The sequence below is a fragment of the Actinokineospora alba genome, from assembly GCF_004362515.1.
Taxonomy (GTDB): Bacteria; Actinomycetota; Actinomycetes; order Mycobacteriales; family Pseudonocardiaceae; genus Actinokineospora; species Actinokineospora alba.
This window is the reverse complement of the sequence record NZ_SNXU01000001.1, coordinates 82780-98556: the sequence shown is the minus strand read 5'-3', so window position 1 is coordinate 98556 and position 15777 is coordinate 82780. Positions and strand designations below refer to the sequence as shown.

At 71.1% G+C, this 15777-nt stretch carries 12 protein-coding genes; 8 read left to right on the top strand and 4 right to left on the bottom strand.

Annotation, left to right across the window (positions count from 1 at the left end):
• Positions 1-2 precede the first annotated feature (2 nt).
• The gene (locus tag C8E96_RS00445; RefSeq protein WP_228769730.1) at positions 3-641 is read left to right on the top strand and encodes an anti-sigma factor family protein; all 639 of its coding nucleotides are present in this window, start codon (positions 3-5) and stop codon (positions 639-641) included.
• Between the two features lie 87 nt (positions 642-728).
• Entirely contained in the window at positions 729-4355 is a 3627-nt protein-coding gene (gene smc / locus C8E96_RS00440; protein WP_091370914.1) for a chromosome segregation protein SMC, read from the top strand.
• Positions 4356-4410: 55 nt separating this feature from the next.
• Here the strand turns inward: smc and C8E96_RS00435 are convergent, their stop codons facing one another.
• Positions 4411-4887: a hypothetical protein gene (locus C8E96_RS00435; RefSeq protein ID WP_091370915.1), complete on the bottom strand. Its 477-nt coding sequence runs from the start codon at positions 4885-4887 to the stop codon at positions 4411-4413.
• A 248-nt stretch (positions 4888-5135) separates the two neighbouring features.
• Here C8E96_RS00435 and C8E96_RS00430 point away from each other — a divergent pair, with 248 nt between their 5' ends.
• Genes C8E96_RS00430 through C8E96_RS00420 form a run of 3 tightly spaced genes read left to right on the top strand, consistent with a single transcriptional unit; the run spans position 5136 to position 8173 of the window.
• Positions 5136-6056 carry a GNAT family N-acetyltransferase gene (locus C8E96_RS00430; protein ID WP_091370917.1) on the top strand — a complete coding sequence of 307 codons (921 nt, stop codon included), beginning with the start codon at positions 5136-5138 and terminating at the stop codon, positions 6054-6056.
• A 43-nt stretch (positions 6057-6099) separates the two neighbouring features.
• Positions 6100-7539 (top strand): FAD-binding protein, encoded by a 1440-nt coding sequence (locus C8E96_RS00425; RefSeq protein ID WP_091370918.1) that lies wholly within the window; start codon positions 6100-6102, stop codon positions 7537-7539.
• A 13-nt stretch (positions 7540-7552) separates the two neighbouring features.
• Positions 7553-8173, top strand: coding sequence for a GNAT family N-acetyltransferase (locus tag C8E96_RS00420; protein ID WP_091370920.1), 621 nt, complete (start codon positions 7553-7555; stop codon positions 8171-8173).
• Here C8E96_RS00420 and C8E96_RS00415 read toward each other — a convergent pair.
• Both C8E96_RS00415 and C8E96_RS00410 read right to left on the bottom strand, forming a co-directional pair.
• Positions 8090-9646, bottom strand: coding sequence for a sodium:solute symporter (locus tag C8E96_RS00415; protein ID WP_091370922.1), 1557 nt, complete (start codon positions 9644-9646; stop codon positions 8090-8092). The two genes, C8E96_RS00420 and C8E96_RS00415, sit on opposite strands and share 84 nt — an antisense overlap.
• Positions 9633-10820, bottom strand: coding sequence for an anhydro-N-acetylmuramic acid kinase (locus tag C8E96_RS00410; protein WP_091370923.1), 1188 nt, complete (start codon positions 10818-10820; stop codon positions 9633-9635). Before C8E96_RS00410 ends, C8E96_RS00415 begins: the two co-directional genes overlap by 14 nt.
• A 94-nt stretch (positions 10821-10914) precedes the next feature.
• Here C8E96_RS00410 and ftsY point away from each other — a divergent pair, with 94 nt between their 5' ends.
• The 3 genes from ftsY to C8E96_RS00395 are packed head-to-tail and all read left to right on the top strand — an operon-like array spanning position 10915 to position 15134.
• Positions 10915-12342, top strand: a complete 1428-nt coding sequence (gene ftsY, locus C8E96_RS00405; RefSeq protein WP_091370925.1) for a signal recognition particle-docking protein FtsY — start codon at positions 10915-10917, stop codon at positions 12340-12342.
• A gap of 37 nt (positions 12343-12379) precedes the next feature.
• A complete protein-coding gene (aceB, locus tag C8E96_RS00400; RefSeq protein WP_091370927.1) occupies positions 12380-13906 on the top strand; it encodes a malate synthase A in 1527 nt (508 codons plus the stop codon).
• Between the two features lies 1 nt (position 13907).
• Positions 13908-15134 carry a DUF6986 family protein gene (locus C8E96_RS00395; protein WP_091370928.1) on the top strand — a complete coding sequence of 409 codons (1227 nt, stop codon included), beginning with the start codon at positions 13908-13910 and terminating at the stop codon, positions 15132-15134.
• Positions 15135-15138: 4 nt separating this feature from the next.
• Here the strand turns inward: C8E96_RS00395 and C8E96_RS00390 are convergent, their stop codons facing one another.
• Positions 15139-15714, bottom strand: a complete 576-nt coding sequence (locus tag C8E96_RS00390; protein WP_091370930.1) for a (2Fe-2S)-binding protein — start codon at positions 15712-15714, stop codon at positions 15139-15141.
• Positions 15715-15777 lie beyond the last annotated feature (63 nt).

Genomic DNA, 15777 nt, shown 5'->3' with positions numbered 1-15777 from the left:
GCATGCTGCTGACCTCCGTCGGCGCCTACGTCCTCGGCGCCCTCGACCCGGCCGACCGGGCCGAGTTCGAGGCGCACCTCGCGGGCTGCGCCTCCTGCAAGGCCGAACTGCTGCGCATGGCGCCGCTGCCGGGTCTGCTGCACCGGATCACCCCCGAGGACTACGAGGACCAGCCCGACCTGCCCGAACCCGAGCCGGTGCCGCTCGCCGAGCCGATCCCGCTCCGCCGCAAGCGCGGTCCTAGGCGGCAGTGGCCGCTCGCCGCGGCCGTGGTCATCGTGGTCGCCCTGGGTGCGGGCACGGCGGTCCTGGCGCAGAACCAGCGCGAGCCCGAGCCGACGGCGGTCAGCTGGTCGGCGAAGGACACGGCCAGCGGGGTGGGCGCCGAGGTGGCGCTGACCGGCCACGCGTGGGGCACCGAGGTGAGGATCACACTGCGCGACGTGCCCGCGGGCAAGCCGTGCAAGCTCGTGGTGCGCGACCGCGACGGCGGCAGGCAGGTCGCGGGCTGGTGGTCGACCACCTTCGAGCCTGGTGAGACCATCCCCGGCAGCACCTCGTTCGACCTTGCCCGGATCGCCCGGGTCGAGGTCGTGACCGACGACGACAAGGTGCTGGTCACGGTGCCCGCCCCGGCCTGACATGCGGCCAAACGGCCCCGCCTCCCCGAGTGGCCGTGTATCCGCAGGTAGTCTCTCCCGGATACAGCACTCGGAAGGGCCGGTTTCGTGCACCTCAAGAGCCTGACGCTGAAGGGCTTCAAGTCCTTCGCCTCGGCGACGACGCTGAAATTCGAGCCGGGGATCACCTGTGTCGTCGGACCCAACGGGTCGGGCAAGTCCAACGTCCTCGACGCGCTGCGCTGGGTCATGGGCGAGGGCAGCGCCAAGGGCCTGCGCGGCGGCAAGATGGAGGACGTCATCTTCGCCGGCACCTCTGGCCGCGCGCCGCTGGGCCGCGCCGAGGTCACGCTGACGATCGACAACTCCTCCGGCATGCTGCCGATCGAGTACTCCGAGGTCTCCATCACGCGCCGGATGTTCCGCGACGGGGCCAGCGAGTACGAGATCAACGGCAACGGCTGCCGCCTGATGGACGTGCAGGAGCTGCTGTCGGACTCCGGCATCGGCCGCGAGATGCACGTCATCGTCGGGCAGGGCCAGCTCTCGGCGATCCTGGAGTCCAAGCCCGAGGAGCGCCGCGGGTTCATCGAGGAGGCCGCGGGCGTCCTCAAGCACCGCAAGCGCAAGGAAAAGGCGCTGCGCAAGCTCGACGCGATGCAGGCCAACCTGACCCGCCTCAACGACCTCACCGCCGAGCTGCGCCGCCAGCTCAAGCCGCTGGGCAAGCAGGCCGAGATCGCCCGCCGGGCGCAGAGCGTGCAGTCCGAACTGCGCGACGCACGCCTGCGCCTGCACGCCGACGACCTGGTGAACCAGCGCGAGGACATCGCCCGCGAGGAGGCCGACGAGGCCAGCGCGCGGCGCAAGCGCTCCGAGGTCGAGCAGGCTTTGGAGATCTACCAGTCCCGCCAGACCGAGCTGGAGGACCAGCTCGCGGTGGACGCGCCGATGCTGGCCGCCGCCCAGGAGACCTGGTATCGGCTCTCCGCACTTGAGGAGCGGCTGCGCGGCACTGTCCGGCTCGCCGTGGAGCGCGCGCGCCACCTGTCGGCGTCGGTCGAGGCGCCGCGCGGTGGTCGCGACCCGGACGAGATGGAAGAAGAGGCCGAGCACACCGCGATGCGCGAGGCCGAGCTGTTCGAGGCCGTCGCGGAGGCCCGCTACACGCTGGCCGAGTCCACCGAGCGGCGCGGCGAGCTGGAGCAGCTCGTGCGGACCGCGGAGAAGGCCCACATGGCCGCCGTGCGTGCCATCGCCGACCGCCGCGAGGGCCTGGCCCGGCTGGCGGGCCAGGTCGAGGCGTTGCGGAGCAACACCAACGCCACCGCCGACGAGATCGAGCGGCTGTCGACCGTTCTGGCCGACGCCAGTGACCGCGCCGAGTTCGCCGCGCAGGAACTCGCCGAGGGCGAGGCCGCCACCGGCACCGAGGAAGGCGACGACGCCGGACTCGAGGAGCGCCACCAGCGCGCCGTGCAGGCCAACGACGCGGCGAAGGCCCGGGTCGAGGAACTGGTCAAGGCCGAGCGCGACGCCGAGCGCGAGATCGCTTCATGGAAGGCCAGGGTCGACGCGCTGTCGATGGGTCTGGCCCGCAAGGACGGCGCGGGCGCACTGCTCGCCGCGAGCGACCGGCTGCCGGGCCTGCTCGGGTCCGTCGCCGCGCTGCTGACCGTCGAACCGGGTGCCGAGGCCGCGCTCGCCGCCGCCCTGGGGCCGGTGGCCGACGCGGTCGCTGTGGCCGACCCGGAAGGCGCTGTCGCCGCCCTGCGGATGCTGCGCGCGGGTGACGCGGGTCGCGCGGGGATGCTGGTCGGTGGACCGGCGTACACCTCGAACCGCTCGTCCTGGCCAACGCTGCCCCCGGGGGCGCGGTGGGCCGTCGATCTGGTGCGCGCGCCGGAGGCCTTGCTGCCCGCCGTGCACCGCGCGCTCGACAAGCTGGCCGTGGTCGACGGCCTGCCCGCCGCGCAGGCGTTGGTCACCGAATACCCCGAGCTGCGGGCGGTCACGCCCGAGGGCGACGTGCTGGGCGCGCACTGGGCCGTCGGCGGGTCCGAGCGGGCGCAGAGCGTCATCGAGGTGCAGGCCGCCGTCGACGAGGCCAACGCCAAGCTCGCCGCCACCGAGCGGTCGCTGGAAGGCTCCGCCGCCGCGCTTGAGGGCGCGCGCGCCGAGCAGCAGGCCCGGCGCGCCGAGGTCGGCGCGGTCAAGGAAGCGATGAACGAGGCGCGGGTGCGGGCGGCTCGGTCTTCCGAGCGGCTCAACCGGCTGCGTCAGGCCCTGCGGGCCGCGCAGGCCGAGGTCGAGCGGGCCACCTCGCAGCGGGCCAAGGTCGAGCAGGCGCGCGAGGAGTCCCTGCTCAAGCTCGCCGACCTGGAGGAACGTCTCGCGGTCGTGCAGGAGCAGGAAGTCGAGGACGAACCCGACTCCGCAGAGCGCGACGAGTACACCGCCGAGCTGGCCACCGCGCGCCAAGAGGAGATGGAAGCGCGGCTCGTGCTGCGCACCGCCGAGGAACGCCACCGCGCGCTGCAGGGCAAGGCCGACGGCCTGCGCCGGGCCGCCCGCGCCGAGCGTGAGGCCCGCGAACGCGCGACCCGCGCGATGGCCGCCCGCAAGCGCGGCGCCGTCGTCGCCCAGGCTGTCGTCGAGGGCGGTGAACTGGCGCTGCAGCGCATCGCCGGGTCGCTGCGCCGCGCCGCCGAGGAACGCGACGTCGTGCAGGGGCAGCGTGCCGAACGCGAGCGGGTGCTCGCCGAGGTGCGCGCCAAGGTCCGCGAGCTGGCGGGCGAACTGGAGAAGCTGACCGACGCCGTGCACCGTGACGAGGTGCTGCGCGCCGAGCAGCGACTGCGGCTCGAACAGCTGGAGACGCGCATCGCCGAGCAGTTCGGCATCGGCCTCGACGACCTGGTCGCCGAGTACGGCCCGAACGTCCCGGTGCCGCCGAGCCCGGCCGAGCTGGCCGAGTACGAGCAGGCCAAGGAACGCGGCGAGGACGTCTCCATGCCGCCGCCGTCGCCGTACGACCGTGACACCCAGGCCCGCCGGGCCAAGCGCGCCGAGCGCGACCTGGCGCTGCTGGGCAAGGTCAACCCGCTGGCGCTGGAGGAGTTCGCGGCGCTGGAGGAGCGCTACAAGTTCCTCTCCACGCAGCTCGAAGACCTCAAGGACACCCGCCGCGACTTGCTCACGGTGATCAAGGACGTCGACGAGAAGATCCTGGAGGTCTTCACCTCGGCCTACGCCGACGTCGCCCGCGAGTTCGAGATCGTGTTCAACGTGCTGTTCCCGGGCGGCGAGGGCCGGATGATCCTCACCGACCCCGACGACATGCTGACCACCGGCGTCGACGTCGAAGCGCGCCCGCCGGGCAAGAAGGTCAAGCGGCTCTCCCTGCTCTCCGGCGGCGAGAAGTCGCTGGTGGCGGTGGCCATGCTGGTCGCGATCTTCCGCGCCCGCCCCTCGCCGTTCTATGTGATGGACGAGGTCGAGGCCGCGCTCGACGACACGAACATGCGGCGCCTCATCGGGTTGCTGGAACAGCTGCGGTCCAGCTCGCAGCTGATCATCATCACCCACCAGAAGGCCACCATGGAGATCGCCGACGCCCTCTACGGCGTCAGCATGCGCGGCGACGGCATCACCCAGGTCATCTCCCAGCGCCTGCAGCGCACCGACCGGGACGCGGCGATCGAGGAGTCGACCGAGGAAGACCCGGCCGCCTGAGACACGACGAAGCCCCGATCGCGTGCGCGATCGGGGCTTCGCTGTCAGTGCGGGATTACGCTGTGGCCTTCTTGGCGCCCTGGAAGGTCAGGAACGCCGCAACGCCGGAGACGATGGCCGCGATCAGGCCGATGATCAGGCCGAAGCCCGCGCCGGAGGAGAAGCCGCCGCCCGCGAGGCCGCCCAGCTCACCGAGGCCGCCGTCGTCGGGCAGGGTCAGCCAGCGGATCAGGATGATGACCGTGGCGCCCGCGGCGAAGCCCAGCCACAGGCTCGCCTTGTTCGGGACGGCGGTGCCCAGGTGCGGCAGCAGGATGATCACCGCGGCGGCCACCAGGAGCAGGACGGCGCCCCAGCCGCCGATGCCGATGGTCCACGCGCTGGCGCTGCCGCTGGTGCCGCCGATGCCGAGGCCTGCGCCGTCCCAGGAGAAGGAGTACCAGGGGAAGAAGCTGACCAGGAACGCGAGCGCGCCTGCGCCGATGCCTGCCCACTCGATCGGGGTGACCTGCTTTGCGTCGAAATTAGCCATCGGATTGCGGCCCTTCTGATCTGAACACTGTGGATTCCGCTATGAAATCGCCGACCCGGTCACGACTGTGACGGCCACGCCGGAGGTGGGGGAAAGTATGGTCCGATTGAGACGCGCCGGAATAACGGGATCGTTCCAAGATCTGACAAGTTTTCCCAGGTTGTCACTGTGCGGGCATAACCGGTAGCGGTGTGTTCCGAACGAAATCCAGTCGCGTCGGCGTGGCCTGAACGTTCACCATTTTGGGCATGTATGCCATTCGCCCCGCCCGGCCCGCCGACCTGCCCGCGGTCGTCGCGCTGGTAGTCCGCTTGCAGGCCGACTCGGCCCACCACGTCGGCTATCACGGGGTGACGCAGGCGCAGGTCGCCGAGGAACTGGGCGGCTTCGCGCCCGACTGGGCCTCCGGCGCGGTCCTCGCGGTCGACGGCGACGACCAGCCATGCGGGGTCCTCAGTGTCGACGCCGACCCGGTGGTCGGGCGCGGCTGGCTGCACGGGCCGTTCGTGGACGTCCCCGCTGATCACCCGGCCGCCCGCCAGTGCTGGCACAACGCGGCCGACGAACTGCTCGAGCACGCGATGGCCGTGCCGCGCCTGGCGGGCATCGGCGACCTGGAGCTCTACGGGCACCGCCTCAACCGCAGGCTCGGCGACTTCGCCGCCCGCCACGGCTTCACCACCTGCGGCACCAGCCGGGTGTTCACCCTGACCGGGGACGATCTGCGGCCGGTTCTCGTCTCCGCGGTAGACGACGCTGACACCACGCGACCGCTCGGCACCGACGAGGAGACCCGGCAGCGGGTGATCGACCTGCATGAGCGGTGTTTCCCCAACCGGTCGGTCACCGGTGAGCAGTTGGTCGACGGCGCCCGCGGCCACACGGTGGTCGTCGCGACGGGTGCGACCGGGCTGCTCGGCTACGCCGCCGGGTTCGTCCAACAGGAGGAGCTCTACGTCGACTATGTCGCCGTCGACCCCGAGATGCGCGCGGCGGGAACGGGCCGCGGCTTGGTCCGCGCGTTGCTCCGCAAACTGGCTGCCGACCACGGTGTCCGCCCGCAGGCCGCCGCGGTGATCTCCTTGGGCAACGACGCCTCGGAGCGCATGTTCACCGCGCTCGGTTTTGACCTCCATCTGGAACTCGTCGGGTATCGACTTACTCGATAGGGTGATCGACGGCCAAGATCACTTGAGGGTGAGGAGCGTCCACATGCGCGAGACCGGGCTCAACCGACGCAGGTTTCTCGCGGTGGGGGCCGCGACCGCTGTCGTCGCCTTCGACCCGTTGGGCATCGGGTGGCTCACCGAGGCCGACGCCAGTCCCAATGGGATTCCCGTGCCCCGCCTCGACGGGGAGCTGGTCACCGATGACGCCGCGCTGGCCGAAGCGGCCGAGGACTACGGGCAGATCGTCCACGAGCGCCCGCGCGCGGTTCTGCGACCGGGTTCGGTGAAGGACATCGCGAAGATCATCACCTTCGCCGCCGCCCACGACATCACCGTCGCCATGCGCGGCCAGGGTCACGCCGTGCACGGCCAGGCGCAGGCGGGCGCGGGCGTGGTCATCGACTCCCGCACCATGGCCCGCGTGCACTCGGTCGCGGCCGACCGCGCGGTGGTCGACGCCGGTGTCACCTGGTCCGACCTGATCAAGCGGACCCTCGCGAGTGGACTGACCCCGCCGGTCGCCACCGACTACATCGGCCTGTCAGTCGGCGGGACGCTGTCGGTAGGCGGCATCGGCGGTGCGAGTTCGCACCACGGAATGCTGGTCGACAACGTCATCGCCTTGGAGGTCGTCACCGGCACCGGCGACGTCATGGCCTGTTCGAAGACCAAGAACCGGAAACTGTTCGACGCCGTGCTCGGCGGCCTCGGCCAGTACGCGGTCATAGTCCGGGCGACGGTCCGGCTGATCCCCGCTCCGAGCACCGCCCGCGTCTACAACCTCACCTACGACGACCTGCCGTCGCTGCTCACCGCGCAGCGGACCGCGGTCGCCGACGGCCGCTTCTCCTACCTGGAAGGCCAAGTCGTCCCCGTCGAGGGCGGCTGGGACTACCTGCTCGAGGGCGTCGCCTACTTCACCGCCCCGAACAGCCCCGACGACACGGCGATGCTCGCCGGGCTGCCCGCGCCGAAGTCGACCGAGATCGCCGAGCTGCCCTACTTCGACTGGCTGGACCGCATCACCGCGCTGGTCGACCAGTTGCGCCCGCTGAAGTTCCCCAACCCGTGGATCAACCTCTTCCTGCCGGACGCGGCGACCGACGCCTACGTCGCCGACCTTGTGTCCCGGCTGAACCCGGCCGACGTCGGCGGCCCGATCCTGCTTTACCCGGTGCCGCGCGGCAGGCTGACCACGCCCATGGTCGCGCTTCCCGACAGCCCCACGGTGTTCCTCTTCGCGATGCTGCGCGTCGTCGCCCCACCGAACGACGACACCGTCCGCAGGCTGCTCGCCGACAACCGGGCCGCATACGACGCGGCCGTCGCGGCCGGCGGCAAACAGTACCCCGTCAGCGCGATCCCGGTGCGGCCCGGCGACTGGCGCGCGCACTACGGCGACCGATATTCGGTGGCCCTTCGCGCGAAAGCACGCTTCGATCCGCACGGGGTGCTGACACCCGGCCAGCACGTCTTCCCCTGATCTGGAGGCCCCTTTGCTGTCTGTCGCGCTGACCGAGAACGCCGAACTCCGAGCTCTCGAGCCATGGCAGGGGGCGGAGTTCTTCGAACACATCGACTCGGCGCGCGACTACCTCGACACGTGGCTGCCGTGGGTCGCCCGGATCGTCGACGCCGGGTCCGCCGAAGTGCTGCTGCAGAGCTACGCCGACCGGCAGGCCAAGGGAGAGGGGCGGATCTACGGCATCTGGATCGACGGGAAGCTCGTCGGCGGCACGCTGTTCCGCACCTTCGATCAGCGCTTCAACAATTGCGAGGTCGGGGTCTGGCTGGCGCCCGAAGCGGTCGGCCGCGGGCTGGTCACCCGCGCGGTCCGGTTGATGATCGAGTGGGCGGTCGAGGAGCGCGGCATGGCCAGGGTGGTGTGGCAGGCGGGGGCGACCAACACCCGCAGCCTGGCCACCGCCGAGCGGATCGGCTTCACCAAGGAGGGCGTGCACCGCGAGGAGTTCCCGCACAACGGTGTTCGCCACGACATCGTCGTCTACTCGATCCTGGCCGACGAGTGGCGCTCACTTCGTGGCGGGAACGGCGGTGTCGTCGGGGTCGTCGAGGGCAGCGGGGACGGTGGAGCCGCGGTGGCGCAGGGCGAGTAGGCCGCCGACGACCAGCGTCACGGCCACGCCCAGCGGCGTGTACCAGGGGAACGCCAGCGCCACGGAATCCCCTGCGGCCTTGGCGAAGTCCACCCCGAGGAACTCGCCGGTCTTCTTGCTGAACTTGAGCCCGAGGATCACGAACGCCATCACCGCGACCGTGCTCAGGAACGCGACGATCGCGTCGGCCTGCCGCGCCTTGCGCACCAGCAGGCCCAACAGGAACGCGCCGAGGAGCGCGCCGTAGGTGTAGCCGGTGATGGCGAGCGCGGTCTCGACGATCGGGTTCTTCGTCGTGGTGAACATCGACGCGAACACGATCAGCGCGCCCGCCCACACCACGGTCCAGATCCGGCCCTGCTTGAGCGACTCGGCCTCGGTGAGCGGGCGCCGCACGAAGCGCTGATAGACATCGGTCACCGTGGACGACGCCAGCGCGCCGAGCGACGAACTCAGCGCCGCCGCGAGGATGCCCGCGATCACGAAGCCGGACAGCCCACTCGGCAACTCGTTGACGATGAACGACGCGAACAGCTCGTCGTTGGTGGCCAACCCAAGGTCCTTCACCGGGTCGAGTCCTTTGTAGAACGACCACAGCATGGTGCCGATCAGCAGGAACAGCCCGAACTGCAGGAACACCACGACCCCGCTGGCCATCAGCGCCTTCTGGCTCGCCCTGAGGTCGTTGCACGCCATCAGCCGCTGCACGATCAGCTGGTCGGCGCCGTGCGAGGCCATCGACAGCACCGCGCCGCCGAGGACCGCGGTGACGAACGCGTAGTTGTTGCTCAGCGGCGCGCTCGCGAAGTCCAGCAGCTGCGTCTTGCCCGCGTCCACCGCCGCGCCGAGCCAGCCGGTGGGCAGCCGGTCCGCCAGCACGACGATGACCGCCACACCGCCGAGGACGTACCAGAGCATCTGGATCGCGTCGACCCACACAACCGCGCGCACACCGCCGAAGAAGGTGTAGACGACCATCGCGATCCCCAGCACCGCGACGATCTGCCAGTACGCGGCGTTCACACCGTAGGCGGCCAGCACGATCTTGATCGGGATCGCCGTGGCGAACAGCCGCACGCCGTCGGCGAGCAGCCGGGTGAACAGGAACGTCACCGACGCCGTGCCCTGCATCCCGCCGCCGAAGCGCTTGCCGAGGAAGTTGTAGGCGGTGGTCATGTTGCCCGCGACATAGCGGGGGAGCAGCACGAACGACACCACGATCCGGCCGATCACGTAGCCGATCGCGAGCTGCAGATAGGTGAACGCGCCCAGGTAGGCCACGGTGGGGACGCTCAGCACGGTCAGCGTCGAGGTCTCCGCCGAGACCACCGACAGACAGGCCACCCACCAGGAGATCTTGCCCTCGCCGACGAAGTAGTCGCTGCCCGACCGCTGCCGACCGGCGATCCAGATGCCCAGCAGCGGCATCCCCACCAGGAAGACCACGATGATCGCCAGATCAAGTGCGCGCATGGACGCCTCCGAGGGGTTGGGGGACGACGATCCGCAGTCGGCGGGGGTTGCCGCCGACCGGGTCGGGTGGGCTGACCGGGCGCGTGCCGGGGGTGATGCTGCCGAGCAGGCGCGGTCCCGCCGCGCCGGTGGCCGGGTCGACCGCGATGCCGCTCCAGGTGAGGAACCCCAGGAGCGCGGCGAGGTAGGCCTCCTTGGCATCCACCGGCAGGCCGAGGTCGTCGGTGGTGGAAAGGGGCACCGGATCGAGAGCGGTGCGCAAAGCGGAGAGCAGTGCTGTGTTGTGTACTCCTCCGCCGGACGCGACCACCTTCTTGACGTCGTGCCGCCTGCAGGCGTCGGCCACGGTGGTGGCGGTCAGCGCGACAAGGGTGGCGAGCAGCTCGGCGTCGGCGACCGGGCCGACCCGGGCGAGCGCGGCGTCGAGGTAGGTGCCGTTGAACAGTTCCTTGCCCGTCGACTTGGGTGGCGGCGCCGCGTAATAGGGGTCGCGCAGCAAAACGCCCAGGAGGTCTTCGCGGACCGTGCCCGTGGCGGCGTGGGCGCCGTCGACGTCGTGGGACGTGCCCAGCCGGGATTGGGCGGCGGCGTCGAGCAGGGCGTTGCCCGGACCGGTGTCGAAAGCGATAGCGGGCGAATTCGGGGTGAGCACGGTGATGTTGGCGATCCCGCCGAGGTTGAGCGCCGCTGTCGGCGTGTCCGGGTCGGACAGCAGCAGCCGGTCGAGGACCAGCGCCAGCGGCGCGCCATGCCCGCCCGCGGCGACATCGCGGGCGCGCAGGTCGGCGACCACCGGCAGCCCGGTCGCCTCCGCGATCCACGCGGGCTGTCCGAGTTGGAGTGTGCCCAGGCAGCGGCCGCCGTCGACCCAGTGGAACAGTGTCTGCCCAAGTGAGGCGACCAGGTCGGCCCCCTCGGCCCCGACCGCGACCACGGCTTCCGCGAAGGCCTGCCCGACGGCGGTGTCGAGCTTGCACAGTGTCTCGGCGGAACAGTCCCCAGGCGGCAGCGCGGCCGTCAGCGCGTCGCGCAGGTCGTCCGGGTAGGGGATTTGGGCGTGCCGGACCGGGACGAGATCGATCGTGTCCCCGCGGACGGTGAGATCGGCGACGGCCACGTCGACACCGTCCATCGAAGTACCGGAGATCACCCCGACGACGCGGTACCAACCCATTGCTCTTGGTCTATTGCACCCGTCCGTTCGGCGCAAGAGGGGACTTTTTCCCGGTGGTCGGTGCGCCCGCCTGGCGGGATGCGAGGATGGCCGGGTGTCACAGACCCTGATCGTCATCCTCATCGTCGCCGCTGTCGTGCTGCTCGCCGCCCTGGTCACCGGTGTCGTGCTGGCCAAGCGCAGGCGCATCAGCCTGGCCGAGGCGAAGCGGGAGGTCGAGAAGCCCAAGGGCGGCGGTTACCAGGCGGGTGGCGGGATCAGCCTGACCCAGGGCGGTCCGAAGGCGACTCCGCCGCCGCACCCGGTCGAGGACCGCACCGAGGTCGACGGCCAGCCCGGTGTCGGCGACGACGCCTCGGTGCCGCGCGACTCGCCGCGTCGCGGGATTGTCGACGTGACGCTGCCCGAAGACCAGTTGCTCGACGACATCGAGGACACGGCCGACAAGGACTTGGCCGACAGCATCCCGGTCCAGGGCCACGGCACCACCGACCGCATTCCCACCCAGGCGGGCCCGACTGACATCGTGCCGCCGCCGGTCATTCCCGAGCAGCCCATCGGGCCGCACGCGCCCGACATGGACGAGATCGCGCCGACGTCGGGCAGGCTCGAACGGCTGCGCGGGCGCCTGTCCCGTTCCCGGTCCGCGTTCGGCCAGGGCCTGCTCGGTCTGCTCGGCGCCGGTGACCTCGATGAGGACTCCTGGACCGAGGTCGAGGACACCCTGCTGCTCGCCGACCTGGGCGCGGCCACCACGCAGGAGATCGTCGACCGGCTGCGCTCCGAACTCGTCGCGCGCGCCGTGCGCACCCCGGAGGCCGCCCGCGCGGTGCTCCGCGAGGTGCTGATCGATGCACTGCACCCGGACATGGACCGTGCCGTCCGCGCGCTGCCGCACGGTGAGGGCGAGAACAAGCAGCCCGCCGTCGCGCTCGTCGTCGGGGTCAACGGCACCGGCAAGACCACGACCACCGGCAAGCTCGCGCGCGTCCTGGTCGCCGACGGCCGCACGGTCGTCCTCGCCGCCGCCGACACGTTCCGCGCCGCCGCCGCCGACCAGCTGCAGACCTGGGCCGACCGGGTGGGCGCCGAGGTCGTGCGCGGCAAGGAAGGCGCCGACCCGGCGGCCGTCGCGTTCGACGCGGTCAAGCGCGGCATCGCGACCGGCGTCGACACCGTCCTGATCGACACCGCGGGCCGCCTGCACACCAAGACCGGCCTGATGGACGAGCTGGGCAAGGTCAAGCGGGTCGTGGAGAAGCAGGCCGAGGTCGACGAGGTGCTGCTGGTCCTCGACGCCACCACCGGGCAGAACGGGCTGACCCAGGCCCGGGTGTTCGGCGAGGTCGTCGACGTCACCGGCATCGTGCTGACCAAGCTCGACGGCACCGCCAAGGGCGGCATCGTCTTCCAGGTGCAGCGTGAGCTGGGCGTTCCGGTCAAGCTGGTCGGTCTCGGCGAGGGCGCCGACGACCTGGCCCCCTTCGACCCCGCGGCATTCGTGGACGCGCTGCTCGGCTGAGCTGTCCCATCCGCGTGACGGGGGCCACTATGGACCCATGGTCGACATCAAGTTGCTTGGCGAGCCGGTCGAGCGCGACGCGGAGATCCTGACCCCTGACGCCCTCGAGTTCGTCGCGGGGCTGCACCACGTGTTCGCCGATCGGCGCGACGAGCTGTTGCGGGCCAGGGTCGCCAAGCGGGAGCGGGCGTCGCGGGAGGGCAGGCTCGACTTCCTGCCCGAGACCCGCGACATCCGCGAGTCCGACTGGCGGGTCGCCCCGGCGCCGCCCGCGCTGACCGACCGCCGCGTCGAGATCACCGGCCCGACCGACGCCAAGATGGCGATCAACGCACTCAACTCCGGCGCCCGGGTGTGGCTGGCCGACCTGGAGGACGCGAACACCCCGCACTGGCGCAACGTCATGTCCGGGCAGGTCACGCTGTTCGACGCCGCGCGCGGGCAGCTGGAGTTCACCTCGCCCGAGGGCAAGCACTACGCCGTGGACGCCGAGCGGCCCGCCACGGTCGTGGTCCGCCCGCGCGGCTGGCATCTCGACGAGAAGCACGTCCTTCTCGACGGCCGCCGAGCGGTCGGCGCCCTCGTCGACTTCGGCCTGCACTTCTTCCACAACGCGCGGGTGGCCGGGCCCTACTACTACCTGCCGAAGCTGGAGAGCCACCTCGAAGCGCGGCTGTGGAACGACGTCTTCACCCACGCCGAGCGCGAACTGGGCATCGCCCACGGCTCCGTGCGCGCCACAGTCCTGATCGAGACCATCCCGGCCGCGTTCGAGATGGACGAGATCCTCTACGAGCTGCGCGAGCACATCTCCGGCCTCAACGCGGGCCGGTGGGACTACCTGTTCAGCCTGATCAAGTACTTCCGCGACGCGGGCCCGGAGTTCGTCCTGCCCGACCGCGACGCCGTCACCATGACCGCGCCGTTCATGCGCGCGTACACCGAACTGCTCGTGCGCACGTGTCACCGGCGCGGCGCTTTCGCGATGGGCGGGATGGCCGCGTTCATCCCGAACCGGCGCAGCCCGGAGGTCACCGCGCGGGCGCTGGAGAAGGTGCGCGAGGACAAGGGCCGGGAGGCGGGCGACGGCTTCGACGGCTCGTGGGTGGCCCACCCCGACCTGGTCCCGGTGTGCCGCGAGGTGTTCGACGCGGCGCTGGGCGAGCGGCCCAACCAGCTCGACCGGCTGCGCGAGGACGTCTCGGTGACGGCCGCGGACCTCCTCGCGGTGTCGGCGACCCCGGGCCGGGCCACGATGGCCGGGCTGCGCTCGGCGATCGACATCGGTGTCCGCTACCTGGAGTCCTGGCTGGCGGGCAATGGCGCGGCCGCGATCCACAACCTCATGGAGGACGCGGCGACCGCCGAGATCTCCCGGTCGCTGGTGTGGCAGTGGGTGCGCAACAAGGTCGTGCTCGACACCGGCGACCAGGTGACCGAGGACCTCGTGTGGGCGATCCTCGCCGAGGAGCCGGAGTCGCCCGCCATCGAGCTGTTCGCCGAGGTCGCGCTAGCCGCGGAGTATGTCGACTTCCTGACGATCCCTGCCTACGAGCGGATCTGACATGCGAACGATGGATGGTTCCTTCCTCGCGGTGCTGACCAACCGTCTGGCCGAAGTGGACAGTGCGCGGGCGCGGCGCTACCCGGGCGACAGCGGCGGGCGCCAGCCGGTGCACACCTGCTACGTCCCAGCCGACCAAGCCACCGAGGACCTGCCCGCCCGGTGGGGCGCACAGGCACTGGCCGCCTTCGACGAGCACGCACCGGACCCGGCGGCGATGGCGGCCATCATCGGCGTGCCGGCGGCGCTCGCCCCGACGGTGTACGACCGGGTGCGCGCCAAGCTGGAACACGAACCCGTGGAAGACCTCCGCGTCGACTTCGAGGACGGCTACGGCATCCGCGACGCCGCCACCGAGGACGCCGACGCCCTGGCCGCGGCCCGCCTGATCCGCGGCTGGGGGCTGGCCGGTGTCGGCATCCGGATGAAGTCGTTCGACACCATGGAGCTGACCCACCGGGCGGTTGACACCCTCGACCTCGTGCTGACCGAACTCGGCACGCCACCGCCGGGGTTCGTGGTGACGTTCCCGAAGGTCACCGGCCCCGAGCAGGTCACGGCCCTGGTCGAGCTCCTGGACCTGTTCGAGTCGCGCCTGGGGATGCCGGAGGGCTCGCTGCGGTTCGAGATCCAGATCGAGACCACCCAGGCCGTGATCGACCACAAAGGACGGTTCGCGATTCCCCGCCTGATCGGCGCGGGCGCGGGGCGCGTCTCGGGCCTGCACTTCGGCACCTACGACTACACGGCCGCCTGCGGCCTCAGCGCCGCCGACCAACACCTCGCCCACCCGGCCTGCGACTTCGCCCGAAACGCCATGCAGGTGGGCGCGGCGGGCACTGGCGTCCGCCTGTCCGACGGCTCCTCCAACGTCCTGCCCGTCGGCGACAACGTCCGCCACGGGTGGCTCACGCACTACGAGTTGGTCCGCAGGTCGCTGTCGCGCGGCTTCTTCCAGGGGTGGGACCTGCACCCCGCCCAGCTGGTCTCGCGCTACTGCGCGGTGTTCACCCACCACCTGGAAACCGCGGAAGCCGACGGCGCCCGCCTCGCCGCGTACGTGTCCCGTACCGGCGGCTCAGTCCTCGACGAACCCGCCACCGCGGCCGCCTTGGCGACCTCGCTGACCAGAGGGATCGACTGCGGCGCCCTGACCGAAGCGGAGGTGGCCGGCTTCTGCGGACTTAGCCCGGAGTCGCTGACCGCACTCGCCCAACGCCGCCTTTGAGCGGTCAGACGCCTCTCGCCAACCGCGCCATCCGGTCGGCGGGAGTCTGTCGGGGACAGCTGACGCACTTGTCCGCGCCCGGCGTCTCGTAAACAAGGCAACACGACGCCCGGCGGACCACGGTGCGGCCGCCGACCTCCACGAACCGGGGCACCGGCAGCTCCGGCCCGACCGCCCGCGCCAGCGCGACCGCGTCAGCGGGCCTGCCGCTCGCCCACAGCACCCGGTTCGCCAGCGAGTCCGTCGTGATCGCCCACAGCGCCCGCTCCGACGCACCGGTCAAGCCAGACAGTGACCCCACCGACGCCGAGATGACCTCCCGCAGCCGCGGCCCCGGATTCGTGCACAAAGAAGAAGCAGTCGCCGAGAGCACCCGCCCGTCCGGCTCCACCAGCAACGTCACCGAAGCCGGATCAGCCGAGGACTCCACGACCGGTCCGAGCAGCACCAGGCTCGCCGAGTACCACCACAGGACCCCCAGTACCGGCTCATCACGGGTCCGGTACCGCCGCGACGCCAGCGCGAGCTGCGTGGAGAGCCACCCGGCGTCCTGGATGAGCGAGATGGGGGCAGCGTCCACAGGGGATCACGTTACCGACACGATTCGGTAGTCGATCGAATACAGCCCGTAGAGGAAACCTGC

Coding starts and splice junctions, on each gene's coding strand:
- C8E96_RS00415 (WP_091370922.1), bottom strand. CDS start 9,646: ATGCGCGCACTTGATCTGGCGATCATCGTGGTCTTCCTGGTGGGGATG.
- C8E96_RS00445 (WP_228769730.1), top strand. CDS start 3: ATGCTGCTGACCTCCGTCGGCGCCTACGTCCTCGGCGCCCTCGACCCG.
- C8E96_RS00435 (WP_091370915.1), bottom strand. CDS start 4,887: ATGGCTAATTTCGACGCAAAGCAGGTCACCCCGATCGAGTGGGCAGGC.
- C8E96_RS00410 (WP_091370923.1), bottom strand. CDS start 10,820: ATGGGTTGGTACCGCGTCGTCGGGGTGATCTCCGGTACTTCGATGGAC.
- aceB (WP_091370927.1), top strand. CDS start 12,380: ATGGTCGACATCAAGTTGCTTGGCGAGCCGGTCGAGCGCGACGCGGAG.
- C8E96_RS00395 (WP_091370928.1), top strand. CDS start 13,908: ATGCGAACGATGGATGGTTCCTTCCTCGCGGTGCTGACCAACCGTCTG.
- C8E96_RS00425 (WP_091370918.1), top strand. CDS start 6,100: ATGCGCGAGACCGGGCTCAACCGACGCAGGTTTCTCGCGGTGGGGGCC.
- C8E96_RS00430 (WP_091370917.1), top strand. CDS start 5,136: ATGTATGCCATTCGCCCCGCCCGGCCCGCCGACCTGCCCGCGGTCGTC.